The 24,109-nt window shown below is 50.7% G+C and carries 21 protein-coding genes; 7 read left to right on the top strand and 14 right to left on the bottom strand.

Annotated features, from left to right (window positions below; all coding sequences use genetic code 11):
- Positions 1–40: 40 nt before the first annotated feature.
- Genes FH968_RS12890 through FH968_RS12900 form a run of 3 tightly spaced genes read right to left on the bottom strand, consistent with a single transcriptional unit; the run spans position 41 to position 4,619 of the window.
- Complete coding sequence (locus FH968_RS12890; protein ID WP_139880114.1) at positions 41–1,282, bottom strand: cytochrome c; 1,242 nt, start codon at positions 1,280–1,282, stop codon at positions 41–43.
- Positions 1,279–1,833, bottom strand: a complete 555-nt coding sequence (locus FH968_RS12895; RefSeq protein WP_139880116.1) for a (2Fe-2S)-binding protein — start codon at positions 1,831–1,833, stop codon at positions 1,279–1,281. The genes FH968_RS12890 and FH968_RS12895 overlap by 4 nt, the downstream gene beginning before the upstream one ends.
- Positions 1,830–4,619 carry a xanthine dehydrogenase family protein molybdopterin-binding subunit gene (locus FH968_RS12900; protein WP_139880118.1) on the bottom strand — a complete coding sequence of 930 codons (2,790 nt, stop codon included), beginning with the start codon at positions 4,617–4,619 and terminating at the stop codon, positions 1,830–1,832. The genes FH968_RS12895 and FH968_RS12900 overlap by 4 nt, the downstream gene beginning before the upstream one ends.
- Before the next feature lie 201 nt (positions 4,620–4,820).
- Between FH968_RS12900 and FH968_RS12905 the strand changes: the two genes are divergently transcribed.
- A complete protein-coding gene (locus FH968_RS12905) occupies positions 4,821–5,411 on the top strand; it encodes an NTP transferase domain-containing protein (RefSeq protein WP_139880322.1) in 591 nt (196 codons plus the stop codon).
- On the top strand, positions 5,398–6,366 hold the full coding sequence (locus FH968_RS12910; protein WP_139880121.1) for an XdhC family protein: 969 nt from the start codon (positions 5,398–5,400) through the stop codon (positions 6,364–6,366). Before FH968_RS12905 ends, FH968_RS12910 begins: the two co-directional genes overlap by 14 nt.
- Positions 6,367–6,534: 168 nt before the next feature.
- Here FH968_RS12910 and FH968_RS12915 read toward each other — a convergent pair whose 3' ends face one another.
- From FH968_RS12915 to apbC, 4 genes are all read right to left on the bottom strand, one after another.
- Positions 6,535–7,005: a DUF1456 family protein gene (locus FH968_RS12915; protein WP_139880123.1), complete on the bottom strand. Its 471-nt coding sequence runs from the start codon at positions 7,003–7,005 to the stop codon at positions 6,535–6,537.
- A 71-nt stretch (positions 7,006–7,076) separates the two neighbouring features.
- Positions 7,077–7,805, bottom strand: coding sequence for a two-component system response regulator BtsR (gene btsR / locus FH968_RS12920; RefSeq protein ID WP_139880125.1), 729 nt, complete (start codon positions 7,803–7,805; stop codon positions 7,077–7,079).
- The gene (locus FH968_RS12925) at positions 7,799–9,487 is read right to left on the bottom strand and encodes a sensor histidine kinase (protein ID WP_139880127.1); all 1,689 of its coding nucleotides are present in this window, start codon (positions 9,485–9,487) and stop codon (positions 7,799–7,801) included. The genes btsR and FH968_RS12925 overlap by 7 nt, the downstream gene beginning before the upstream one ends.
- Positions 9,488–9,778: 291 nt before the next feature.
- Positions 9,779–10,891 carry an iron-sulfur cluster carrier protein ApbC gene (gene apbC, locus FH968_RS12930; protein WP_139880129.1) on the bottom strand — a complete coding sequence of 371 codons (1,113 nt, stop codon included), beginning with the start codon at positions 10,889–10,891 and terminating at the stop codon, positions 9,779–9,781.
- Positions 10,892–11,051: 160 nt separating this feature from the next.
- Here apbC and metG point away from each other — a divergent pair, with 160 nt between their 5' ends.
- Positions 11,052–13,085 (top strand): methionine--tRNA ligase, encoded by a 2,034-nt coding sequence (metG, locus tag FH968_RS12935; RefSeq protein WP_139880131.1) that lies wholly within the window; start codon positions 11,052–11,054, stop codon positions 13,083–13,085.
- 62 nt (positions 13,086–13,147) lie between these two features.
- On the opposite strand, the gene FH968_RS12940 is transcribed toward metG, so the two are convergent.
- Positions 13,148–14,368, bottom strand: a complete 1,221-nt coding sequence (locus FH968_RS12940; RefSeq protein WP_139880133.1) for an MFS transporter — start codon at positions 14,366–14,368, stop codon at positions 13,148–13,150.
- Between the two features lie 334 nt (positions 14,369–14,702).
- Here FH968_RS12940 and ybjG point away from each other — a divergent pair, with 334 nt between their 5' ends.
- Together ybjG and deoR are read left to right on the top strand one after the other, a co-directional pair.
- Positions 14,703–15,311 (top strand): undecaprenyl-diphosphate phosphatase, encoded by a 609-nt coding sequence (ybjG, locus tag FH968_RS12945; RefSeq protein ID WP_139880135.1) that lies wholly within the window; start codon positions 14,703–14,705, stop codon positions 15,309–15,311.
- Positions 15,312–15,400: 89 nt separating this feature from the next.
- Positions 15,401–16,165 carry a DNA-binding transcriptional repressor DeoR gene (deoR, locus tag FH968_RS12950; RefSeq protein ID WP_139880137.1) on the top strand — a complete coding sequence of 255 codons (765 nt, stop codon included), beginning with the start codon at positions 15,401–15,403 and terminating at the stop codon, positions 16,163–16,165.
- 96 nt (positions 16,166–16,261) lie between these two features.
- On the opposite strand, the gene dacC is transcribed toward deoR, so the two are convergent.
- A complete protein-coding gene (gene dacC / locus FH968_RS12955; protein WP_139880139.1) occupies positions 16,262–17,467 on the bottom strand; it encodes a serine-type D-Ala-D-Ala carboxypeptidase in 1,206 nt (401 codons plus the stop codon).
- Positions 17,468–17,714: 247 nt separating this feature from the next.
- Here dacC and FH968_RS12960 point away from each other — a divergent pair, with 247 nt between their 5' ends.
- On the top strand, positions 17,715–18,341 hold the full coding sequence (locus FH968_RS12960; protein WP_139880141.1) for a glutathione S-transferase family protein: 627 nt from the start codon (positions 17,715–17,717) through the stop codon (positions 18,339–18,341).
- A 4-nt stretch (positions 18,342–18,345) separates the two neighbouring features.
- Here FH968_RS12960 and FH968_RS12965 read toward each other — a convergent pair whose 3' ends face one another.
- From FH968_RS12965 to FH968_RS12980, 4 genes are all read right to left on the bottom strand, one after another.
- Positions 18,346–19,467: a PQQ-dependent sugar dehydrogenase gene (locus FH968_RS12965; protein WP_139880143.1), complete on the bottom strand. Its 1,122-nt coding sequence runs from the start codon at positions 19,465–19,467 to the stop codon at positions 18,346–18,348.
- A 105-nt stretch (positions 19,468–19,572) separates the two neighbouring features.
- Positions 19,573–19,956, bottom strand: a complete 384-nt coding sequence (locus FH968_RS12970) for a biofilm formation regulator BssR (protein ID WP_139880145.1) — start codon at positions 19,954–19,956, stop codon at positions 19,573–19,575.
- Between the two features lie 141 nt (positions 19,957–20,097).
- Positions 20,098–21,315, bottom strand: coding sequence for a serine hydrolase (locus tag FH968_RS12975; protein ID WP_189389116.1), 1,218 nt, complete (start codon positions 21,313–21,315; stop codon positions 20,098–20,100).
- Positions 21,316–21,318: 3 nt separating this feature from the next.
- Positions 21,319–21,627 carry a hypothetical protein gene (locus FH968_RS12980; RefSeq protein ID WP_139880147.1) on the bottom strand — a complete coding sequence of 103 codons (309 nt, stop codon included), beginning with the start codon at positions 21,625–21,627 and terminating at the stop codon, positions 21,319–21,321.
- A gap of 210 nt (positions 21,628–21,837) precedes the next feature.
- Between FH968_RS12980 and rimO the strand changes: the two genes are divergently transcribed.
- The gene (gene rimO, locus FH968_RS12985) at positions 21,838–23,151 is read left to right on the top strand and encodes a 30S ribosomal protein S12 methylthiotransferase RimO (protein ID WP_139880149.1); all 1,314 of its coding nucleotides are present in this window, start codon (positions 21,838–21,840) and stop codon (positions 23,149–23,151) included.
- A 46-nt stretch (positions 23,152–23,197) separates the two neighbouring features.
- On the opposite strand, the gene gsiD is transcribed toward rimO, so the two are convergent.
- Positions 23,198–24,109, bottom strand: a complete 912-nt coding sequence (gene gsiD / locus FH968_RS12990; RefSeq protein WP_139880151.1) for a glutathione ABC transporter permease GsiD — start codon at positions 24,107–24,109, stop codon at positions 23,198–23,200.

Genomic DNA, 24,109 nt, shown 5'->3' on the forward strand with positions numbered 1-24,109 from the left:
AAAACAGGGCGGGGAAGCTTGCGCCATCCGCCCTGGGACATCACTTCTCTGGGCGTAATGCCTTCACCTGCTCTGCGGTCACATCACCCGGTAATCCACCCCAGGTTACACGCAGGTAGTTCACCAGTTCAGCGACTTGTTCGTCGTTCAGACGATCGCCAAAGCCAGGCATACTTTGCATACTTTCGCCGTTCGGGAAATTCTGCGCAGGCAGGCCGTCAAGCACCGAGACAATCAGGTTTTTCGCGTCTGGCTGGCGCAAGGTGGCGTTGTTTAGCATCGAAACGGCAACGTGCGGTTTGCCTTCGCCTTCACGCGCATGGCAACCGGAACACTGATCCAGATAAGTCATACGCCCCGCTTCGCTACCTTTACCAACTGGCGCGGGAACTGCGGCCGGAGGCGTTTCGCCCATCAGATATGTCGCCATCGCTTTTTGGTCTTCAGGCGTCAAGTGCTGGGTACTCAAATCCACCACCATATGCATTTCGCTAAATGCGCTGCCCTGTGGTGCAAAACCTGTTGTAAGGAATTGCTTCACATCCTGCGGAGTCCAGCCACGTTGCGCTAACGCTTTAGGTGTTATATCAGGAGCCATAAAACGTCCTAATTCCCCACCCTGCATTGCTTTATCCAGCTTCATCTGGCCCAGTAACCCGCGCTCGGTATGGCATTCGCCACAATGCCCAAGCACATCTGCCAGATAACGCCCACGATGCCAGTCAGCTGAATCGCCAGTTGAAATCGCCGGAAGCGGATCTTTGCTGTGAAACATAATATTCCAGCCAATCAGTGCGATACGTTGGTTGAATGGGAAGCTCATCTCGTTATCTGGCGTCGCAACATTCACCACGGGGCGCGTCATCAGATAAGCATAAATATCGTCTGAATCCTGGCGAGAGATATTTTTATACGAGGTGTACGGCATTGCCGGGAACAGGTGACGCCCGGTTGGCGTAACACCTTCGGTCAATGCTTTGTAGAAATCATCCTTCGTCCAGCGCCCAATCCCATAGTCAGCAGAGGGTGTCAGATTGCTGCCGTAAATCGTGCCGTAAGGGGATTCCAGAGGATATCCACCCGCCAGTGGAGCACCGCCAGAGGCTGTGTGGCAAGCCGCACAGTCAGCAGCTTTGGCCAGGTAACTCCCGCGCTCGATTTGCTCTTTACTGGCAGTCACTTTTTGCACCGGGCCATCATAGGTGCGATATTCCCGCCAGTACAAAATCGCTACAATAATGACGACGATTGCCAGCACAATTAGCGCAAGACGCTTTTTCATTTCACCGCCTCCTTCACCAGCCCCGGTGTTTTCAGCACCACGTCACGCACCGCTTCGTAGTAACGCACATAGCCCGTGCAGCGACAGATGTGATTTTCCAGCGCATGAGAAATTGCACCTTCCAGATCTTCACGGTCGATAGGCTCACGTTTAAGTTTTTCAACAAAAATGGTCGCCGCGTTGACGAAGCCTGGCGTGCAGTAGCCGCACTGGAAGCTGTAGTGATCAAGGAATGATTGCTGAATTGGCGACAGTTCGACGACCTCGCCTTGTTCATCGACTTTGGCATGGCCTTCAACGGTACGCACTTTTTTACCGTTAAAGAAATGAGCGCCGGTAATGCAGGTACGCACTTCTTCGCTGGTGCCGCTTGAGTTATCGACAATCGCAACACAGGCGTGGCAAATGCCTTGTCCGCAGCCCAGACGTGAACCGGTCAGATAGACATATTCGTGTAGGAAATCGATCATCATCAACCCTTCTGGCACGTCAATCGGGCCGTACGATTTGTTGTTGATGGTCAGGCTCATTGGTTTAGTTTTGATGCTCATGGTAATACCTCACGAATATTTTCAGCACGGACGGGCAAATCACGGAAACGGTGGCCGGTTGCATCGGCGATGGCGTTAACCAGAGCGGCGACAACCGGGATCATCACGACTTCAGCCATACCTTTTGGTGGGTCGGTTTCCGAAAGTGCTGGCAGCACATCGCCGGTCTGTTTCCAGACCGCAACATCGCTTGCCCGCGGCAAGTGGTAACGGTTGAAGTTCCATGTCCCGTTACCTGGTCCGTCTTCATAAAGAGGTAAATATTCGTGTAGCGCGTGGCCGATACCCATTGCCAGCCCACCTTGCAACTGCCCGGAAACCAACTCCGGCACGATTAAGTTACCGCACTCCATAATGGAGTGATGGTTGAGCAGTTCAACTTCACCAGTGGCAAGGCTTACTGCCACTTCTGCCAGCGTACCGACGGCACTGTAGTACGTCACCGCAGCATTGTTTCGCTGTGTTGGAGGGTAATAAACATGAGCGCGAGCCAGTGTTGCGAACTCACCATCACCGTAGCGTACCGCCAGGCCATCAATCGGTAGGCGCTTACTTTGTTGATTAAGGGTGAAATCGGCTTCTGCCCACTGCCAGCGGTTAAAGACGTGAACCACGGCACCCGTCATCAGCCCCATTTCATGGGCTTTTTTCGCCAACAGTTTGAGGTCTAAAACTTCCATTCCGGCGGCGGTTAACCCCCCTTCTACCCAACGGGCATCTTCAATGCGCACCACTAATGGAGCCGCCTGGCCGCCACCAATGCCGGTAGTCCAGATAGCCATCGCTGCAGGCCATAAACCTTGTTCAAACACTAATCGCGCCGCTTCACGCGTGCTGTGCGAGAAGTAATAGGCGGAGTTACTGGCGCTGGATGGCGAGCAGTAAGACGGTGACCAGGCTGGGTTTGCAGCCAGTTTATCTTGTTCTTCTTGCGACATAATGTACGGGTCGCCACTGGTGACAATCGGAAGCGCAGACCAGTCAGTGATTGAGAAATGCGCTTCGTCCGCCGGTTTACCCAGCCATTGTGCGCAAAGTACAGATTGTGATGTCGACATACCGGTGCCCATTTCCGCACCGCTATGGTGCAAAGTAATGCGCCCATCGGCACTGACTTCCACACGGGCAAACGAGGTTTCCGCGCCAGTACCAAAGTCTTTTTGCACACAACCAAAGCCCACGCCATAGCGTTTGCCTGGGTTTTTCATTTCAAATTCAGCTTTGCGTTCTGCACGTTTAAGCCAGATTTCGTTTTTCGCAGCTTTCGCCAGCACTTCATCGACGCGAATCGCCCCAGCAGGAATCGCACCTTGGGTGTTTTTCATTCCAGACTTCAGTGCGTTTCGCATACGGAATTCAATCGGATCAATATTTAAGGTCGCAGCGATTTCATCGACCATCATTTCCGTAGCAGCCATACTTTGCAGCGTGCCATAGCCGCGAGCCGAACCGGCATCGATGGCGCGAGAAGCCACACCCACTGCCGACAAATCACTTTTCGGGAAGTAATAAATGGATTGTGCCGCCGTCGCGCCAACCATCGACACGGACGGAGTAAAGTTGCTGCGCCCACCGCCATTAGCAGTCATCTCACCGAAGAATGATTGCAGGATGCCGGTCTTTTTATTCACCGCGATGGTGTAATCCATGTCAAACGCGTGGCGTTTGAGTGAACTCTGGAACTGTTCGTAACGGTCGTTGGCAAGGCGCACCGGATGTCCGTCACCATACATTGCCGCCACCGCACCGTAATAAGGGAAGTTATAGTGATCTTTGGAACCGTAACCCACGGTGTAACACGGATGCAGTATCAGCTGTTTTACCGGTTGGGTACGTTTTGCCAGCATGCGCGGCATCTCGTCAGCGACTTCCTGCGGTGACTGAGTGGGTATCACAAGATGTAACGTTTGGGTTGTTTCGTCGTACCAGCCGTTGGCGTTATCGGGCTCAAGTGCTGCGGTGTCGATTGATTGCGTGGTGTAGCGACGTTGCAGGACCAGCCAGTCTTCTGGCGGGTTCTTCAGTTCATCAGAGATTTGGCCGGCGTAGTACATTCCCTCTTCATCAAGCTTGCCGCCTTCGCGCCCTTGCGGCCAAACCGGCAGATGTTTCCTCATCGAGACCGGGAAGATAGGCATGTCTTTCAGGCTGGAGAAGTGGTCATCATCTTGTGAAGTCGCACCGCCCACGCGCACGAAACGGAAGGTTCCCCACGGGTCGCGTTCTAGCGGCCCGGTTTCGGCACCGTACTGGATAACTTCATCTTTGAATTTCAGCTTGTCTTTGGCAAAACGGAAACGGGCAAAGTCGTGGTAAACCAGAATGGCCACGGCCTGGCCAAGATACGCCGGAGTTTTGCCGGTTGGCAACAGCATGTCTTCGCCATAAAATGCCGGGAATGCCAGGCCATCTCGCGCCAAATCTTCAGCGGTGACAAGACGGTCAGGTTGCAGATCGTCGCCGAGCAAAGTGAGATCGATTCCGCTAAACAACCGGTCAGCTTTGGTGGTACGCAAAATAAAGGCGTGCGCCTGTTTCTGCGGCCAATGCGGCATGTCTACTGCGCGAATATCGCGCGCGAAGACTTTATGTCCCATCACTTTCGACTGCCCGTCGATTCTGAAACGGATGCGTTTATTTTTAGCATCCCAGTTCGGGGCAAGAAGGATCTTTTCTTCAAATAATGCGGCATAGGCGCGGCTATAAAGCGGGGCAAGATAAACTGCAACCCCTGCTACTACAGCGCTTTTAATAAAACGACGCCGTGATGGATTAAAATTGCTCATAAAACATCCCATTTAAATTTTTATTGTCTTTTTTTTGAACTACTTGAGCGCATTTAATTACATCTCCGTAGTGATTATAAGTATATGCATTTAAGCTAAATCATGTGAGAATTAACATCTCATTTTCATAAAAAAAACATTGTTGCGCAAATTAGTGCTGTTGTAACGCAACAAAAAAGCATTGAGGTATCAATCTTGAGCATGAAGCCGGGCATTATCATCGCCGCCGCAGGGCGAGCTGAACGCTTCAGAAAAGCAGGTGGGCAAGGTAATAAACTCAATGCTCAGCTCACTGACGGCAGTGTTTTTGCGCAAACGCTGCGTCATGCGCAGGCATCAGGTCTGACCGTTCATGTTGTCACTCGCCCAGAGAATACTCAGGTTCAACAGCTGTGCCTTGAACAACAGATTCCTTTTACGCTTATTGATAGTGCCGGTCTGGGCGAGTCTATCGCCGCAGGGGTTTGCGCAACCCAGCACTGGCATGGCTGGCTAATTCATCTGGCTGATATGCCTTTTGTTCCCCCTGAGTTATTTGTACAGGTTGCTGATGCACTTGAAACCCACGAGCTGGTGCGGCCTTGCGCTAACCAACAACCGGGTCACCCCGTAGGCTTCGCCCGCAGTCACTACGAAAAACTTTGCCTGCTATCGGGTGATAACGGCGCGCGTGAATTGCTGCGCGGTGAAGCGGTACATTTTATTGATGTGAATGATGCCGATTCTCAGCGTGACATCGACCTCCCGTTGCAACTGGCTCAACGGAGTGGAAATAATCATGCAGCATCTTGATATCAGTGTGATAAGCCAGGCGCGTGAGTGGCTTGTTCAACAACCGGTCTGGTTATGTACGGTGTTAAATACTTTTGGTTCTTCGCCCCGTTCACCCGGTGCCTTGATGGCTGCTACTGCAGACCGGCGCTTTTGTGGCTCGCTTTCAGGCGGCTGTGTAGAAGAGGATTTTTTGCAGCGAATTGCACAGGGTGAGTACCAGCAAGCCAGCCAGATTGTGCGTTATGGTGAAGGCGGCCTGGAACCGGGTATCGCGCTGCCCTGCGGTGGCGTTCTGGATATTCTGGTTGAATATCTGCCTGTCACAACCGGTAATGTGCAGTATCTCGAAAAAATGGCGGATGCATTGAATGGTCATTTTGCGTTGCAAAAATGCCTCACGCTTCCCGAACCGTGCCGCCATCTTGAAGTCACTGAGTTTGCCGATATAACCCAAGTCGAACGTAACGGACAACAGGTGACGGTGCACGTTGCCGCAGCACCTCGCTTGCTGATTGCCGGGCTGTCGAGCGTCGCGTTGTACTGCGCCGATTTTGCAAGTTCATTGGGTTTTGAAGTGTTGGTTTGTGAAAATCGCCCGGACGCGTTAGAGAATTTCGCTACTTCCCTTAAATCAGACATTACGCTGCTCAAGCAATTCCCCGCGAACTACCTTGAACAATACGCGTGCCACGCCAACACGGCAATTGTCGCACTGACGCACGATCCGCGCATGGATGACCTGACGATGATGGAGGCGGTAAATACGCCTGCGTTTTATATTGGAGTGATGGGGTCGCAGAAGAACAGTGCGCGAAGACTGGAGCGTTTGCAGAAGATTGCGGAATTAAACCCAGCTCAGCTTGAACGCATTCACGCGCCTATCGGCTTGCCATTAGGCAGCAAAACACCCGCAGAAATTGCCCTGGCAGTGATGGCTGATATTGTGAAGATGAAAAACGAAGCGCGGGGTTAATTTTTGGCGGGCTGCGCGTTGCGCTTATCCGCCCTTCAATAAATATACCCATTAGCATTCGAGTTGCAGGTAGGCGGCAAGGGAGCTTATCCCGATGAGCTTACTAAGGTAAGGGATTCGGGTAAGTGAGTGTAGCCAACACCCCTGCAACTCGAAAGATGATGGGTATTACTTTTTCGCAACGTGAACGCGTGCCGTTAACCCACGCAGGAAGTAACGCAGGAACTGGTCACCACATTCGCGGAAGTTCTTGTTCTCTGGTGCACGCATCATCGCGGTAATTTCTGGCATTGAGATGCGGAATTCCTGGCTTGTCAAAATTTCCAGCACATCATCAGTTTTCAAATCAAACGCAATACGCAGTTTTTTCAGGATGATGTTATTGGTCATCTTGCGTTCAATTTTTGGTGCTGGTTTGCTTTCATCCTTGCCACGCTTGAAGTAAATCAGGCCGTTAAGGAAGTTTGCCATCAGGATGTCAGGGCAAAGTTTGAAGTTATCTTCGTCTTCTTTTTTAGTCCAGGAAACAATTTGCTCTGGGGTAACGGCCGTGTCGGTCAGGGCGAAAATTTTCACCATATCGTCGTTACCCAAATTCAGCATGTAGCGCACGCTGCGTAATACATCGTTATTCATCATAGTGGTGATTCTCTCGTTCCAAATCTTGAAAGCGGGCAGTATATAGGGATGTGGCAGTAATGACATAAATACTACACAGCTTTAAGCCCCAACGCCTCTTTCAGACTTTTTAGATAACGGCGGCTGACTGGAACAGATTGCCCGTCGCGCAACATCAATTCAGCTTGCCCGCCCTCTTCAAAGCGGATCTCTTTGAGATGCGCCATATTCACCAGGTATTGCCGATGACAGCGCACTAATGGTGTGCGGCTTTCCAGCGTGCGTAACGTAAGCTCGGTAAAACCTTCAGCTCCCTGCGCGTTGGTAACATACACGCCGCTCATCCGGCTGCTGGCAAACATCACATCATTCATTTGCAGCAGATAGATACGACTCTGACCGGTACAGGGAATAAATTTGAGATCTTCCTGGTTCGGCGTCAGCAGAGTCATATCCTGGTCGACACGCTCATGGCGTAGGCGGTGCAAGGTTTTCTCCAACCTTTTACTGTCGATTGGCTTGAGCAAATAGTCGAAAGCATGTTCTTCAAAGGCCTGCACCGCGTATTCGTCAAATGCCGTGAGAAACACAATGTAGGGCCGTTGTTCAGGATCAAGCATGCTCGCCATTTCAAGCCCACTGATACGCGGCATCTGGATATCCAGGAAAACCACATCCGGGTGCAAACGATGCACGGCGCCAATCGCTTCCACCGCATTACCACACTCCCCTACGATCGAAAGATCAGGCTCGCTTTGCAGCATTATTCGCAGATTTTCACGCGCCAGCGGCTCGTCATCGACAATCAGCACTTTTAACATGGGGTTTCCTCCAGTGGTAAACGTAGGGTAATACGGGTAAATCTGTCGCTCTCAAAATCCACTTTAATGCCGCAATCGTCGCCATAACGGGCGCGCAGGCGTTTATCTACCAGACTCATACCCAGCCCGCTGGCACTGGTGTTTTCCTGGTACAAACCCGCGTTATCCTCGATGGAAAGATGCAGATGCCCATCTTGCTGGTAGGCATTCACAGTAATTTCACCCACGCCGAGCAACTGTGAAGTCCCATGTTTAATGGCGTTTTCGACGATAGGTTGCAAAGTGAAAGCCGGCAGCCGAACCTGCGCCAGCGCCTGCGGAATGTTCAACTGGACGCGCAGACGTGTCTGAAAACGCGCCTGTTCTATTTGTAGATAAGCATTCACATGTTCGATTTCGTCGGCAAGCGTCACTATTTCACTGGGGCGCTTCAAGTTTTTACGGAAGAACGTTGAAAGATATTGCACCAGTTGACACGCCTGTTCGTTATCGCGGCGGATAACCGCCACCAGCGTGTTCAAGGCATTAAACAGAAAATGTGGGTTCACCTGCGCATGCAGCAGTTTGATTTCCGACTGCGTTAGCATCTGTTTTTGCCGCTCGTACTGGCCCGCCAGAATCTGCGCGGATAACAACTGTGCGATACCTTCGCCCAATGTGCGGTTAATCGAACTGAAAAGGCGGTTTTTTGCTTCATATAATTTGATGGTGCCGATGACGCGGCTATTTTCACCGTATAGCGGGATAACCAGCGTTGAACCGAGCTTACAATTCGGATGCAACGAACAACGATATGGCACTTCGTTACCATCGGCATAAACCACTTCGCCGCGTTCAATCGCCTGCCAGGTGTAGCCAGAAGAGATAGGCCGCCCCGGCAAATGGTGGTCTGCACCAATGCCGGTAAACGCCAGCAGTTTTTCATTATCAGTAATCGCGACTGCGCCGATATCCAACTCCTGATGCAGCACCTGCGCCACTTTCATGCTGTTCTCCTGGTTAAAACCCTGGCGCAAAATCCCTTCGGTGGAGGCGGCAACTTTCAGCGCAGTGGCAGAGAATGCGGAGGTGTATTTCTCAAGCATCGCGCGCTTATCGAGCAGAATGCGCATGAATAATGCAGCACCCACAGTGTTAGTAACCACCATCGGTGCGGCAATGCTTTTCACCAGATGTAGCGCGTCGGCAAACGGGCGGGCAATTAGCAGAATGATGCCCATCTGGCAGATTTCGGCAACCAGTGTAATACCGCCCGCTGTCAGCGGATTAAACAGCAAATCGCTGCGCCCACGGCGAATCAATAAACGGTGTAACAGCCCGCCCAACAACCCTTCAACAATGGTTGAAAACATGCAACTCAGCGCGGTCATACCACCCATTGAATAACGGTGCAAACCGCCGGTTAACCCGACCAGCCCACCAACCAGCGGCCCGCCGAGCAACCCGCCCATTACCGCCCCAATTGCTCGTGTGTTAGCGATAGAGTCGTCAATGTGCAGGCCAAAATAGGTGCCCATAATGCAGAAGATGGAAAAAGTGACGTAGCAAAGTAACTTGTGGGGTAAACGTACCGTGACCTGCATTAGCGGAATAAACAGCCGCGTTTTACTCATCAACCAGGCGATAACCAGGTAGACACACATCTGCTGAAGTAGCAGTAACACCAGGTTAAATTCGTACATATTTGGCGCTCGCCGGGGTCAGGTATAAAAGCGGCGGAGCATACAATGATGCGAAATAACTTTCTTTGAAGGGATTCAATAATTTTTGATTTAGTACCCACAATTACAGGGTTTATTCAGGATGGAGCCACTCATTTTGCGTATTCGAGCTTTTGAAGCCCTGTATTTATAAGATGAACAAATTTGGATAGCAGGAAAAGACAGAGTTATAGCGAGGATGACGAGTATTTTTTGATGCATTTTACGGTTTAAATGTTTGGCGGGTAGGCATTTGCTCACCCGCCATGACTATCAAACTGCTCTGAAGGCGATATCTGCCGGGATCACTTCACCTTCCCAGTAAAGCTGTGCTGCAACGCTTCCCGCCAGTTGACGATAAATCGCTGTAAATTCGCTTTCCGGGCGGTTGATAACTGTCGGTTTACCGGCGTCGAGATCTTCACGCAACGTGATATGCAACGGCATCTGGCCCAATAGTTTCGTATGGTATTGATCCGCCAGTTTCTGTGCGCCACCGGTGCCAAAAATCGGTTCGTGATGACCGCAGTTGCTGCAAATATGCATGCTCATGTTTTCAACGATGCCCAAAACTGGCACATCCACTTTCTCAAACATCACAATGCCTTTGCGTGCATCAATCAGCGCAATATCTTGTGGCGTTGTTACGACCACAGCACCCGTTACCGGAATATTTTGCGCCAGCGTCAGCTGAATATCACCAGTACCTGGCGGCATATCCAGCACCAGATAATCCAGATCTGGCCACATGGTTTCTTGCAGCATTTGCATCAGCGCTTTGCTGGCCATTGGGCCACGCCACACCATGGCGTTTTCATCCGTCACCAGGTAACCAATAGAATTGGTTGCCAGGCCATGCGCCATAATTGGCGTCATGTGCGTGCCGTCCGGTGACGTCGGGCGTTCGTGTTCGGCACCCAACATGGTTGGGATCGACGGGCCGTAGATATCTGCATCCAGAATGCCGACTTTCGCTCCTTCGGCAATTAGCGCCAGTGCCAGGTTCACCGCCGTGCTCGACTTGCCAACGCCGCCTTTACCGGAGGTCACCGCAATAATGTTCTTCACGCCGCTAATGCCGGGGTGGTTTTTCACACGTTTTAAGGTGGCAATATTGTGGCTGAGTTTCCAGTCAACCGCACTCGCCCCGGTGATACGCAGCAAATCCGAGCTGCATTGCTCTTGCAGCGCTTCAAAACCACTGCGCCAGACGAATGGCATCAACAATTCAACATGTAGCGTGTCGTCTAACATCGCGACATGATGCAGTGCTTTTAGTGCCGTCAGATTATGCTTGAGGGTTGGGTGCTGAAAATTGGCCAGTGTCCCGGCGACCATAGCGCGTAGCTGCTCGGGGGATTTGCTTGCCTGGGATTGAGAGTTCATCCCGACTCCTTATTTTTTTGTAGGACATTGCAGTTTGTTAAGCATACCAGAAGCCATGATGTGCAATAAAATTTCCTTGTGCACCTTGTGTGGTTTACCCCGAGGCGGCACTCAGTTAACATCTAAAGCCCTTTTATCTTTAGAAGATGCAATTCCTACTATGGCTCAAACCGCGAAGAAATTATTGGTAACGTGCGCATTGCCGTACGCAAACGGCTCAATCCACCTTGGTCATATGCTGGAGCATATTCAGGCTGACGTCTGGGTCCGTTACCAACGAATGCGCGGCAATATGGTCAACTTCATCTGCGCAGACGATGCACACGGCACCCCTATCATGCTGAAAGCACAGCAGTTAGGTATTACGCCAGAGCAGATGATTGCCGAAATGAGTCAAGAGCATCAGACTGATTTTGCTGGTTTTAATATCAGCTACGATAACTATCACTCCACGCACAGCGACGAAAATCGCGAGCTGGCGGAGCTGATTTATGGCCGTCTGAAAGAGAACGGTTTTATTAAAAATCGCACTATTTCTCAGCTTTACGATCCGGAAAAAGGCATGTTCCTGCCGGACCGTTTCGTTAAAGGCACCTGCCCGAAATGTAAAGCACCAGACCAATACGGCGATAACTGCGAAGTATGTGGCGCGACTTACAGCCCAACCGAGCTGATTAACCCGCAATCTGTGGTTTCTGGCGCAACGCCTGTGATGCGTGACTCAGAGCACTTCTTCTTTGATTTGCCATCGTTTAGCGCAATGCTGCAAGCCTGGACACGTTCTGGCGCACTGCAAGAGCAAGTGGCAAACAAAATGCAGGAGTGGTTCGAATCTGGCCTGCAACAGTGGGATATTTCCCGCGATGCACCATACTTCGGCTTCGAAATCCCTGATGCACCGGGCAAATATTTCTACGTCTGGCTGGATGCGCCAATCGGTTATATGGGTTCATTCAAAAACCTGTGCGACAAACGCGGCGACACTGAAAGTTTTGACGAATACTGGAAGCAAGATTCTACCACCGAGCTGTATCACTTCATTGGTAAAGACATCGTTTACTTCCACAGCCTGTTCTGGCCAGCCATGCTAGAAGGGAGCGGTTTCCGTAAGCCAACCAACCTGTTTGTTCACGGTTATGTGACAGTAAACGGCGCGAAGATGTCCAAATCTCGCGGTACGTTTATTAAAGCCAGTACCTGGTTGAACCATTTTGACGCCGACAGCCTGCGTTATTACTACACCGCGAAACTATCTTCACGTATCGACGATATCGACCTGAATCTGGAAGATTTCGTGCAGCGCGTGAACAGTGACATCGTCAACAAAGTTGTGAACCTGGCTTCCCGTAACGCGGGCTTTATTGCTAAGCGTTTTGATGGCCAGCTTTCTGCTGAAATTGCTGACCCGGCACTGTACAAAACCTTCACCGATGCAGCGCAAACTATTGGCGAAGCCTGGGAAAGCCGCGAGTTCGGTCGTGCCGTGCGTGAGATTATGGCACTGGCTGACGTGGCAAACCGCTATGTCGATGAACAAGCTCCATGGGTTGTGGCAAAACAAGAAGGCCGTGATGCAGACCTGCAAGCTATCTGCACCATGGGCATTAACTTGTTCCGCGTGCTGATGACCTGGCTGAAACCCGTGCTGCCTACGCTTTCCGAACGTGTTGAAGACTTCCTGAATTGTGAACTAACCTGGGACAGCATCAATACACCGCTGCTGAATCATAAAGTGAATACTTTCAAAGCGCTGTATAACCGCATTGAAATGAAACAGGTTGAATCGCTGGTTGAAGCATCGAAAGAAGAAGTGAAAGCTGCGGCTGCTCCAGTAACTGGCCCGCTGGCTGACGACCCGATTCAGGAAACCATCACTTTTGATGATTTCGCTAAAGTCGATATGCGTGTTGCGCTGATTGAAAAAGCGGAATTTGTTGAAGGCTCTGACAAACTGCTGCGCCTGACGCTGGATCTTGGCGGTGAGAAACGTAACGTGTTCTCAGGTATCCGTTCAGCCTACCCTGACCCAGCAGCGTTGGAAGGCCGTTTGACTGTAATGGTGGCAAACCTGGCACCGCGTAAAATGCGCTTTGGCATCTCCGAAGGGATGGTAATGGCAGCAGGTCCTGGCGGAAAAGATATCTTCCTGTTGAGCCCGGATAGCGGTGCGCAAGCAGGTATGGCTGTTAAGTAATTTCCCATCCGCAAAAACAAAATACCCCGGCATGCCGGGGTATTTTTTTATCAACAATAAAGCTAAATATCGGTTCTGTTACCCACGGTCTTATCTTTCAAAAACATAAACATCAAACCTAGCCAGATAACGCCGCCCAGCAAGTTCAGCAGACTGAACAAACCGTTACCACCTAACAGGTAAGCGTGTTTGCTTATTTCGATACCCACCGTGAAGATAAACATCTGCAACATCCCCATCGCAGCAGATACCGTGCCTTTGCTCATGTCGCTGGCAAACAGCGTCAAACGCACCAGGCCTGCGTTGGCAAGGCCAATACCGAAGGCGTAAATGCTCAAACCGGCAGTCATCCACAAATAAGCATGAGATGAGGCAACCGTCGCGACAGCCGCAACCGCCAGACCCGGTACAATCCACCAGCCGCCAAGGATAATCAGTGAACGCACGCTACGACGTGAGGTTAAACGCGCCAGCACCAGGTTGCCGATGATCAGCGCACCAAAGATAGGAACCTGTAGTAAACCGTACTCGTAGGTCGACAGCTTTTCACCGCTGATGATGATAATCGGCGATTGCGCAATCCACGCCAGTAAAGGCAGGCTGACAAAACCAATTGCCAGCGCACCGGCAACAAAGCGGCCGTTTTTCAGCACCAGTTTGTAGTCATGGCCTAAATCACGCAGCGAAAGCTTTTCGCCCAAACGCGTAGCCGTTTCCGGCATGGCTCGATGCAGGCCGTAGAACGAAAACGCCGCAAGGGCGGCAAACAGCACAAACATCGTTTCCCACGGCGCGTAGTGAATCCAGGCAGCACCCACTAATGGGCCTAGCAATGGCGCGATCAGCGCGACGTTCGCCATCAGCGCCGTGATTTTAATACACACCGCTTCTTCGAAAGATTCCTGAATCGCCGCGTATCCCACCGCACCAATAAAGCACAGGCTCACGCCCTGCAAGAAACGCAGGATGGTGAATTGTTCAATGTTTTGCGCAAGCAATGTCGCCAGACAGGTGACGATAAACCACACAACCCCGGTCAGCATCACTGGACGGCGGCCAATTCGGTCTGACAACGGCCCCAGCAACCACTGCAAAAACATGCCACCCGCCAGGTATGCGGTCATGGACGTTGGCACCCATTCGATTCCCGCGTTGTACTGTTCGACAACCGCCAGCATGCCCGGCTGGATCATGTCATTGCCGATGTACGTAGAAAATTCATAGAGCACCAGACACAGCGGGAATAGCAGTGCCTGGCGACCTAGTCGCTTATTATTTTGCATTAGTAACTCGAGAGATAAGAAAACGCGCAAAGTGTAATAAATTGCCCGCGCTGTAGATAGTGAATTATTGGTAACACATCGCCGATTGTTCTGTTGTTTAAGGTTTTCTTAATATCCTCTACGTATTCTTTCCGATAGATGTTGATCGAATAAGCCCGTGCTGTTTGAACAATCCCATGACAAATAAGACAAAGCTGCTTTATCACTTACCGATACGGCTTTATCTTTCACAGTTCGCCATTCTGTGGGTTTGTGGTTTGGCGCGTCCAGGGTTCTCCCAAATTGGGGTGTACAGCATTGTCTCCATATGGCTGGTTAAGGAACAAAAATCGTTATGTTAGAACAGCTCAATCAGACACTTTTCCTGCTGATTAACGCTACTCCCACCTCTCCGGAGTGGCTGATTAAGCTCGCTATTTTTACCGCTAAAGATTTGATTAGCATCGTGCCACTGTTGATAGTCATTCTTTGGCTGTGGGGGCAACGCCGCCAAATGACCGCCCAGCGTGCAATGGTGATTAAGACCACTCTGGCGATTATCATCAGCGTGTCGTTGTCGTGGATAATCGGCCATCTGTTCCCGCATGACAGACCGTTTGTGACTGGTTTTGGCTATAACTTCCTGCATCACGCGCCGGACGACTCCTTCCCAAGCGATCACGGCACTGTAATTTTCACCTTCGCGCTGGCGTTTTTATTCTGGCATCGCGTGTGGTCGGGAGTTGTATTATTTTCTATTGCCTGTGCGATTGCGTGGTCACGCGTTTATCTTGGTGTGCACTGGCCGCTGGATATGCTCGGCGGTTTGCTCGTAGGTCTGTGTTCTTGTCTGCTGGCACAAATGGTATGGAATCTATTCGGCGCACAGATTTACCTGCGAATGCATCAGGTTTATCGTTTCTGTTTTGCCCTCCCCATCCGTAAAGGCTGGGTGCGTGACTAAGCCTTTGAGCAAAGGTAAGATGCGTTAATTAACGCTCTCACTCAAACCCTCGCATCTGGCGGGGGAATAACAAAGGTTTAGCTGCTTACATGGAAACCCGGCGCGACGAACGCATCAATCGCCTGATTCAGGCGCTTAAACGCAGCGACAAAATTCATCTTAAAGAGGCGTCTGCTTTGCTGGGCGTCTCTGAAATGACTATACGCCGTGACCTCAGCAGTGAGCCTGGGCCCGTCGTGTTATTGGGGGGATATGTTGTACTTGAACCCCGTAGCGTGACCGCCAACCACTATCTTTTAAGCGATCAAAAAACCCGTCGTGTTGAAGAAAAACGCCATGCTGCGCGCCTGGCTGCAGCATTGGTTCGCCCCCATCAAACAATATTTTTTGACTGCGGAACCACAACGCCCTACATCATTGAAGCGCTGGATGATGGACTGGAATTTACCGGAGTATGTTACTCGTTAAACACTTTTCTGGCGTTGCAAGATAAACCCGGCTGTCGGGTTATTTTAAGCGGCGGCGAATTTCACGCCAGCAATGCGATTTTCAAACCTATAAATTTCCAGGAATGCCTGAACAACTTCTGCCCGGATATAGCCTTTTTCTCGGCGGCAGGCATTCATACCCGTCACGGGGCGACCTGTTTTAATCTGGACGAATTGCCGGTAAAACACTGGGCATTAGAGATGGCACAGCAGCGTGTGTTGGTGGTGGATAGCAGCAAGTTTGGCAAAGTGCGCTCGGCCTGTATGGGGCCACTTTCTGCTTTTGATTTGATAATCAGCAATGAACAACCCGACGCGGCCTTTATTGACTACGCCACGTCGGAGAGTATTCAAATAGAGTGGTAATTGTTGACGATACCCAAAATATTTTGAGCATGCAGGTTGGCAACAAGAGGTGAGGGCGTATAGCCCACACCTCTGAAACTCAAAATATGAAGGGTATTAAGCGAACCAGCTACCGAACCAGCCATGAAACTTCATCAACACGTAGTCCCACATCCGGCTAAAGAATCCACCCTCCTCCACTGCCTGCATGACCATCAGCGGGCGCTGTTCGATTGATTTACCGTTAAGCTGGAAGTCGATAGTCCCGACAACCTGGCCTTTTTTCAGCGGTGCGGTAAGTTGTGGCTGAGTTAGAGTGAAGCTCGCCTTCAGGTTTTTCAACTGGCCACGAGGAATAGTGACCGAGCCACCTTCACCGGCACCGAGGTTCACTTCGCTGGTGTCCCCAAACCACACACGTTGCGTCACAAAGGTGGCGTCAGGTTTAATTGGCGTGACGGTTTCGAAGAAGCGGAAACCCCACGTCAGCAGTTTTTCACTTTCATTGAAGCGAATACGATCAGTTTTGGTGCCCAGCACGACAGAAATCAAGCGCATGTCACCGGAAGTTGCCGATGCAACAAGGTTGTAGCCTGCGCCGGTGGTGGTGCCTGTTTTCATACCATCAACGTTAAGATTTGAACTCCACAGCAAGCGGTTACGGTTCGGCTGCTTAATGTTGTTAAAGGTGAATTCTTTCTCTTTGTGGATGGCGTACTCTTCTGGCACATCATGAATCAACGCCTGGCCCAGCAACGCCATATCACGCGCGGTACTGAACTGACCCGGCGCATCAAGGCCATGTACGGTTTTAAAGGTGGTGTTGGTGAGATTGAGCTTTTGCGCATAGTTGTTCATCAGGCTGACGAACGAATCCTGGCTACCTGCGACATAATCAGCAATAGCAATACTGGCATCGTTACCTGACTGAATGATCACGCCTTTATTCAAATCTTCCACCGAGACTTTATCGCCCGGTTTGAGGAACATCAGCGACGAACCGCGCAATGCAGGGTTACCGGTGGCCCAGGCATCTTTACCGATAGTGACCATATCGGTAAGCTTGATTTTATCAGCCTTGATAGCCTGGCCAACCACATAGCTGGTCATAAGCTTAGTCAGACTAGCAGGATCCAATTGAAGATCGGCATTCCCTTCCGCCAACACTTTGCCGCTGGCGTAATCCATTAAGATCCAGGCTTTAGCATCAACTTGTGGTGCATCAGCAGTCTGTTCTGCACTAACCGCAGGTGCGGCCACCAAAAGCAGGGTCGTACCTGCCAGTAATGCTCGTAGCGAAGCAGGGATTTGCAAAGTTTTCATAACACCACCCAGTATCCATTCTATAAAAGTCACGACGCACGCCGTTACTTAATCATCAAGTTGCCAGTAAGCTAACGTGTGAATCCGCTTAAAGAAACAAAGCATTGGTAAAGTTTTTTAAGTTTATTCGATAAATGCGTCGCGTGCCGCCACGTTGACGAGTTTTTTACCTGCCGTTGAACTCACGTGCTGTTTTCTTCGCCAGCGCACGGCATACTGAAGTGCAAACTAACAATGAGGAAACAAAATGATCACAGTTTGGGGCAGAGACAATTCAACGAATGTGAAGAAAGTACTGTGGTGCCTGGAAGAGTTAGGCCTGGCGTATCACTCCATCCCGGCTGGCGGCAAATTTGGTAAAACGCATGATGCAGAATATCTGGCGATGAACCCAAACGCACTGGTGCCGTGCATTCATGACGACGCCACCAGTCTGACACTTTGGGAATCCAATACCATTGTGCGTTATCTGGCAGCTCAGTATGGCAAAGACTCACTCTGGGTTGCAGAACCTGCCGCACGCGCACGCGGTGAAAAATGGATGGACTGGGCAGGTACAGCGCTTGCAGGCCCGCATCGCGGCGTATTTTTCAGTCTGGTACGCACTCCACCTGAACAACGAGATGCAAAGTTGATTACTGACAGCATTGCTCAGTGCAATACCTTATTTGCCATGGTTGATGCCGGACTTGCGAAACAACCGTGGCTAGGTGGTGACGAATTTGGCACAGGAGATATTGCGCTTGGCCCGAGCATTTACAACCTTCTAAATCTCGATATCCAATGGAATGATTTCCCTAATTTGCAGCGCTGGTATCAACAATTGACCCAACGACCGGCGTTCAAGAAAGTGGTTATGATCCCACTAAGTTAACGCATTAAGCTGATGGGCTAATTTTCAGTAATTGCCCGTCAGATTCGTCGGTCAGGACATAAAGATAGCCGTCCGGGCCGACTCGCACATCACGAATACGCTCGCCACGGTCGTCCAGTAAACGTTTTTGTTCTGTGACTTTTTCGCCGTCCAGTGTCAGCTCAATCAGGTTTTTCTCCTTCAACGCGCCGATGAACAACTTCCCCTTCCATTGTGGGAATTTGTCTGCGTTATAGAACGCCATACCGCTCACCGCTGGGGATACTTTCCAGTAATAAATCGGCTGTTCGGTGCCCGCAACGATTTCACCTTTCGCTTCAGGAATAGGCAAACCGCTGTAATTAATACCCCATGTTGCGAGCGGCCAGCCGTAGTTTTTGCCAGGCTTTGGTACGTTGATTTCATCGCCGCCACGCGGGCCATGCTCATTGAGCCACAGTTCGCCATTGGTTGGGTTAAACGCAAGACCTTGTGGATTGCGATGCCCATAAGACCAGATTTCGCTTCTCGCCCCTTGTTTACCGACAAACGGGTTATCTGGTGGTATGCCACCATTTTGTGTCAGGCGTACGAGTTTTCCCTGGAGTTTATCTAAATCCTGCGCGGTTGAGCGTTGGTTATTTTCACCCAGTGCGATGAACAAATAGCCTTTGCCATCAAAGGCCATACGCCCACCGAAATGATTACCCGTCGAGAGTTTTGGCGTCTGGCGGAAAACCACTTTGAAGCTTTCCAACTGCTGCATGTTGCTGCTTAATGTGCCGTATCCTACTGCCAAGCCCGCTTTGTCATCATCACTGGTAGCTTCGGCAAAACTTAGCCAGACGCGACGGCTTTTTCCAAAATCCGGAGCCAGTACTACGTCCAACAATCCCCCCTGCCCATGCGCCCAGACCTTAGGCACGCCGACTATCGGCTCGCCTAAACCTTCGCCAGTCTGCCAACGGCGCAATTGACCATCACGCAGCGTGATAAGCATGCCCTGATTATCCGGTAAAAATGCCAAAGACCAGGGATTAGCAAGTTTGCTTTGCAGCACATCGACTTTGACCTCGGCGGCCAGACTAACGTTTGCCCAAACTAATAACGACGGGGCGATGAGTGAATGCAGTAACGACCGTGGCATACCTTCTCCTTATCGGATATACCCGATAAGGTTAGTCTTCCAGGAATTGAAGGTTGGCAATTTTACAAAAGCTTAAGTTGGGGGAGTCCTCTCCCCCAAAAATCATCAGGTTTCTACAGCCAGCGGGTTGTCCATAAGACTTTTCAGGCTGGTGGAAAGCTCTGACAAGCAGTTATCGAGTTTTTCAGCATCGACAGCGATATATTGCGGGCAATCGTGACGCCCGGTCATCAAACAAACGGCTGCAGAACACACTGCATTCATTCCCTGGTTAATATTCTCCATTTCTTGTGCTGCGAGGTGGGACCTGAGACGTAGAGACTTCTCGTGATACTCATTGGATAAATCGAACAAGTTATCGCGTAAATGCTCAGTTTCAACGACAGACATATAGCCTTTGGCTTTTCTCAGGGCAAGATAAGCGGCTACGTCTATTTTGGCGATAATCATCTTTTTCAAGAGATCGCGTTTGATTGGCTCCCCAGTCATACATTTACCCTCCGTGTGGTTTGAATCATTACACACACTTATAGTATGGATAAATTTTAAGCTGAATAGGCTTTTTCGCTGATTTTTTTGATCCACAGCAAAAAGTTTTACAATTGCTAACACTTCCTGAGAAACAAGGTCTTACGCAGCGGTAATTACACGGCAAGTGGCGGATTGACGCTGTTCCTCGAGCATTTGGCGTAACACACTGTGCCCAAGATTATTTTGCCAGGTGAAGCTGTTTTGCAAAACCACGACGGCAAAATGATTCACGCGGTCAATACCAATGTAACTGGAGTATCCGCCAATATACCCCACCTGATAAGTGATGGATTGCTCGCCATAAGTATCCGTCACCCAGGCAATATTGGCCGCTTCTTTGTCACGGGGATAATAGATTTGCATCGTATCGTGAATTGCTTTATCCAGCGTGGCATCGCCGCTGCCATCAAGATGTGCGGCGGCAAAGGTCAGCAAATCGGCGGTGTCAGTGTACAAGCCACCCGCCCCGATCATATTGCCGGTGAACTGCCAGTCAGGCACCACTTGCCCACGAGGAATAAATTTTGGCTGGCTGCCCGCATGGCCGATGGCGCGTTGCGGATAACTTTTCAACTTTTGCGGGGTAAAACTGCTGTTCCGCATATCCAGAGGATTAAAGATTAACGACTCAACCAGTTGATCAGCACGCTGCCCGGTTTGATAACGCAGAACATAATCCAGCACGGCAAAACCCAGGTTCGAATAGCGTGGCTCATCGCGGGATGGTTTCGAAAAATCAGCCAGGTCGGCAACCACATTGTCGCTGTCGAGATGGGAGTAGAAATTCTCGCCGTTACCCAGATAGCGCACAAACGCGGTCAGCATTGGCAAATCCATGTTCTGCCGTGGCAAGCCAGAGGTATGCGTAACCAGTTGGAGCAAAGTAATTTTTTTAGCGTCATCGCTTAATGCAACCGACGGCGGCAGCAAGGTTTCGAGCGTATCTGACCAGTGCAAACGCCCTTGCGCCACTAACACCGCTGTTGCCTCGGCGGTCATGCCTTTACTGAGCGAGCCCACGGCAAAAAGCGTATGTTCGTCGACTGGAATAGGGTGTTCGGCATCAGTCATACCAAAATGCCAGTAGTGACGTTGGTTATTAGCGCCAATAACCCCAACCACCATCGCGGGCGACTGCTGTTCAACCATGGTTGGCAGCCATTGATCAATATTACGACTTGCGGGGTCACCGCACACACGCTGCGCCTTTTGCGGCACTTCGGCCTCGGGCGCGACATTTGACAGCGTTCCACACCCCGTCAGCATAAAACCGAGCAGCAAGGTACTCAGGCGCGTCAGGTGACGTGGCGATTTCATTAATTATTGCACCGCTTTACAAGGTTTAGCATCAAGACCCATCATCAACGTGCGATTTTCCCCGACTTTTTTCAGACCGAAGTTGCTGCTGTGATAGCGATAAAACGCCTGCCCACCGATCATATTCTGGTAGGAGTAACGGTTGCCATTAAGCCAGGCATAATCACCGTCTATCGCGAGCTTATCGCTGCTACCACAGACAAATTTTTGCGCGGTCGCAGGAGGTGTGTTGAGTGGCGTAGGAATTACATTGCAGGCTGACAATAAAAGGACACCCGTTAGCATCCCGGAAAGGGTTAAAATCTTGCGCATAATGCGGTTCTCTCTTTGAGCGGGACGTTATGTATATACAAAGCGGGAAGATAATAAAGCGAGCATCGCAGGTAAGCAAAAGGAAGGCGCTTCCATTAGTCCGAATTTGCTCGCCAGACGCTTTAAAAAAACAACCTGTAGAGCCTTGCCACAAACCCGTGTAGAATCGCTCGGTTTTTATTTTCTGTTTACTTTGTGAGCGTGACCTGTATGCAACAACCCCGTATTGGCTTTGTCTCCCTCGGCTGCCCAAAAAACCTCGTTGATTCTGAACGAATCCTGACTGAGCTGCGCACCGAAGGTTACGATGTAGTGCCTAGCTATGATGATGCCGATATGGTTATCGTTAACACCTGTGGCTTTATCGACAGTGCCGTACAAGAGTCGCTCGAAGCGATCGGCGAAGCGCTGAATGAAAATGGTAAAGTGATTGTCACCGGCTGTTTAGGGGCCAAAGAAGATCAAATCCGTGAAGTGCATCCTAAAGTTCTGGAAATCACCGGCCCGCATAGCTACGAGCAAGTTTTGCAGCACGTTCACCACTATGTGCCAAAACCTAAACACAACCCATTCCTGAGCCTGGTGCCGGAACAAGGTGTGAAGCTGACTCCGCGTCACTATGCGTACCTGAAAATTTCCGAAGGCTGTAACCATCGTTGCACTTTCTGCATCATTCCTTCCATGCGTGGTGATCTCGACAGCCGCCCAATTGGCGATGTGCTGTCAGAAGCTAAACGTCTGGTCGATGCAGGCGTGAAAGAGCTGCTGGTTATCTCTCAAGATACCTCCGCTTACGGTGTGGACGTTAAACACCGCACCGGTTTCTACAACGGTGAGCCGGTGAAAACCAGCATGGTGAGCCTGTGCGAACAACTGGCTAAACTCGGCGTGTGGACGCGTCTGCACTATGTTTACCCGTATCCGCACGTTGATGATGTGATTCCATTGATGGCAGAAGGCAAAATCCTGCCGTACCTGGATATCCCTTTGCAACACGCCAGCCCACGCATTCTGAAATTGATGAAGCGCCCAGGCAGCGTTGACCGCCAGTTGCAGCGCATTAAGCAATGGCGCGAGATCTGCCCGGATCTGACTTTGCGTTCAACCTTCATTGTTGGCTTCCCAGGCGAAACCGAAGAAGACTTCCAGATGCTGCTCGACTTCCTGAAAGAAGCACGTCTTGATCGCGTTGGCTGCTTCAAGTTCAGCCCAGTTGACGGTGCAACAGCCAACGAACTGCCAGACCCTGTGTCGGAAGAGGTGAAAGAAGAACGTTGGAACCGTTTCATGCAACTGCAACAGCAGATTTCTGCTGAACGTCTGCAAGAAAAAGTGGGCCGAGAAATTCTGGTTATTGTTGATGAAGTTGACGAAGAAGGCGCGATTGGCCGCAGTATGGCTGACGCTCCGGAAATCGACGGAGCTGTGTATTTGAACGGCGAAACCAAACTCAAACCTGGTGATGTGGTACGCGTGAAAGTTGAAAACGCGGACGAATATGATCTGTGGGGTTGCGTGGTTTAAGTTCTACAATTTGCACCCTCTTCCTCTGTGAGGGTGCAAAACATCCCTACCCTTTTATCTTCGGATCCAACGCATCCCGCAAGCCATCACCCAGCAAATTAAACGCCAGCACCGTCAGGAAGATTGCCAGACTTGGGAAGATTGCCACATGTGGTGCAATCACCATGTCAGCTCGTGCTTCGTTGAGCATCGCCCCCCACTCCGGCGTTGGTGGCTGCGCACCTAAACCCAAAAACGAAAGGCTGGCGGCCGAGATTATCGACGTGCCAATACGCATGGTGAAATAGACTACTATCGAGGAAACTGTCCCCGGTAGGATATGGCGAAAGATAATTGTCGCATCAGAAGCACCGATACTGCGGGCAGATTCAATAAAGGTTTGATGTTTCAGTACTAGCGTATTGCCACGCACCAGGCGGGCAAATGCCGGGATACTAAATATGGCAACGGCGATAATCACATTCGACATACCGCTCCCCATCACCGCGACCACAGCAATAGCCAGCAAAATGCCAGGGAAAGCGAACAGCACATCGCAAATTCGCATAATTGCGCGATCCCACCAGCCTTCGTAATAACCCGCCAGCAAGCCGAAAAAGGTGCCAATCAGTGCGCCGATTAGTACCGAAAATACACCTGCTGCTAGCGATATTTGCGCACCAACCAGCACGCGACTAAAAATATCGCGCCCTAGCGAATCGACACCAAACCAATGCAGCATTGATGGACCATCGTTAAGACGGTCGTAATCAAAATAGTTTTCGGCATCAAACGGGGATATCCATGGTGCAACCAGCGCGATGACAATCAGGAATAACACGAATGTCCCAGCGAACATCGCCACCGGTTGCTTGCGTAAGCGGCGCAGAAACTCGTGCCACGGAGTGCGCACCTGGTTTGGCCGAACAATCGGCATCGCATTCAGTACCGCCTGGCGTCGCCAGTTAAAGAGTCGCAT

Origin of the sequence: Buttiauxella sp. B2 (genome assembly GCF_006376615.1) — a bacterium.
Taxonomy (GTDB): domain Bacteria; phylum Pseudomonadota; class Gammaproteobacteria; order Enterobacterales; family Enterobacteriaceae; genus Buttiauxella.

Bases quoted from the DNA above. Each gene is read 5' to 3' on its own strand.
- FH968_RS12890 (WP_139880114.1), bottom strand. From the start codon at position 1,282: ATGAAAAAGCGTCTTGCGCTAATTGTGCTGGCAATCGTCGTCATTATT.
- FH968_RS12895 (WP_139880116.1), bottom strand. From the start codon at position 1,833: ATGAGCATCAAAACTAAACCAATGAGCCTGACCATCAACAACAAATCG.
- FH968_RS12900 (WP_139880118.1), bottom strand. From the start codon at position 4,619: ATGAGCAATTTTAATCCATCACGGCGTCGTTTTATTAAAAGCGCTGTA.
- FH968_RS12905 (WP_139880322.1), top strand. From the start codon at position 4,821: ATGAAGCCGGGCATTATCATCGCCGCCGCAGGGCGAGCTGAACGCTTC.
- FH968_RS12910 (WP_139880121.1), top strand. From the start codon at position 5,398: ATGCAGCATCTTGATATCAGTGTGATAAGCCAGGCGCGTGAGTGGCTT.
- FH968_RS12915 (WP_139880123.1), bottom strand. From the start codon at position 7,005: ATGATGAATAACGATGTATTACGCAGCGTGCGCTACATGCTGAATTTG.
- btsR (WP_139880125.1), bottom strand. From the start codon at position 7,805: ATGTTAAAAGTGCTGATTGTCGATGACGAGCCGCTGGCGCGTGAAAAT.
- FH968_RS12925 (WP_139880127.1), bottom strand. From the start codon at position 9,487: ATGTACGAATTTAACCTGGTGTTACTGCTACTTCAGCAGATGTGTGTC.
- apbC (WP_139880129.1), bottom strand. From the start codon at position 10,891: ATGAACTCTCAATCCCAGGCAAGCAAATCCCCCGAGCAGCTACGCGCT.
- metG (WP_139880131.1), top strand. From the start codon at position 11,052: ATGGCTCAAACCGCGAAGAAATTATTGGTAACGTGCGCATTGCCGTAC.
- FH968_RS12940 (WP_139880133.1), bottom strand. From the start codon at position 14,368: ATGCAAAATAATAAGCGACTAGGTCGCCAGGCACTGCTATTCCCGCTG.
- ybjG (WP_139880135.1), top strand. From the start codon at position 14,703: ATGTTAGAACAGCTCAATCAGACACTTTTCCTGCTGATTAACGCTACT.
- deoR (WP_139880137.1), top strand. From the start codon at position 15,401: ATGGAAACCCGGCGCGACGAACGCATCAATCGCCTGATTCAGGCGCTT.
- dacC (WP_139880139.1), bottom strand. From the start codon at position 17,467: ATGAAAACTTTGCAAATCCCTGCTTCGCTACGAGCATTACTGGCAGGT.
- FH968_RS12960 (WP_139880141.1), top strand. From the start codon at position 17,715: ATGATCACAGTTTGGGGCAGAGACAATTCAACGAATGTGAAGAAAGTA.
- FH968_RS12965 (WP_139880143.1), bottom strand. From the start codon at position 19,467: ATGCCACGGTCGTTACTGCATTCACTCATCGCCCCGTCGTTATTAGTT.
- FH968_RS12970 (WP_139880145.1), bottom strand. From the start codon at position 19,956: ATGACTGGGGAGCCAATCAAACGCGATCTCTTGAAAAAGATGATTATC.
- FH968_RS12975 (WP_189389116.1), bottom strand. From the start codon at position 21,315: ATGAAATCGCCACGTCACCTGACGCGCCTGAGTACCTTGCTGCTCGGT.
- FH968_RS12980 (WP_139880147.1), bottom strand. From the start codon at position 21,627: ATGCGCAAGATTTTAACCCTTTCCGGGATGCTAACGGGTGTCCTTTTA.
- rimO (WP_139880149.1), top strand. From the start codon at position 21,838: ATGCAACAACCCCGTATTGGCTTTGTCTCCCTCGGCTGCCCAAAAAAC.
- gsiD (WP_139880151.1), bottom strand. From the start codon at position 24,109: ATGCGACTCTTTAACTGGCGACGCCAGGCGGTACTGAATGCGATGCCG.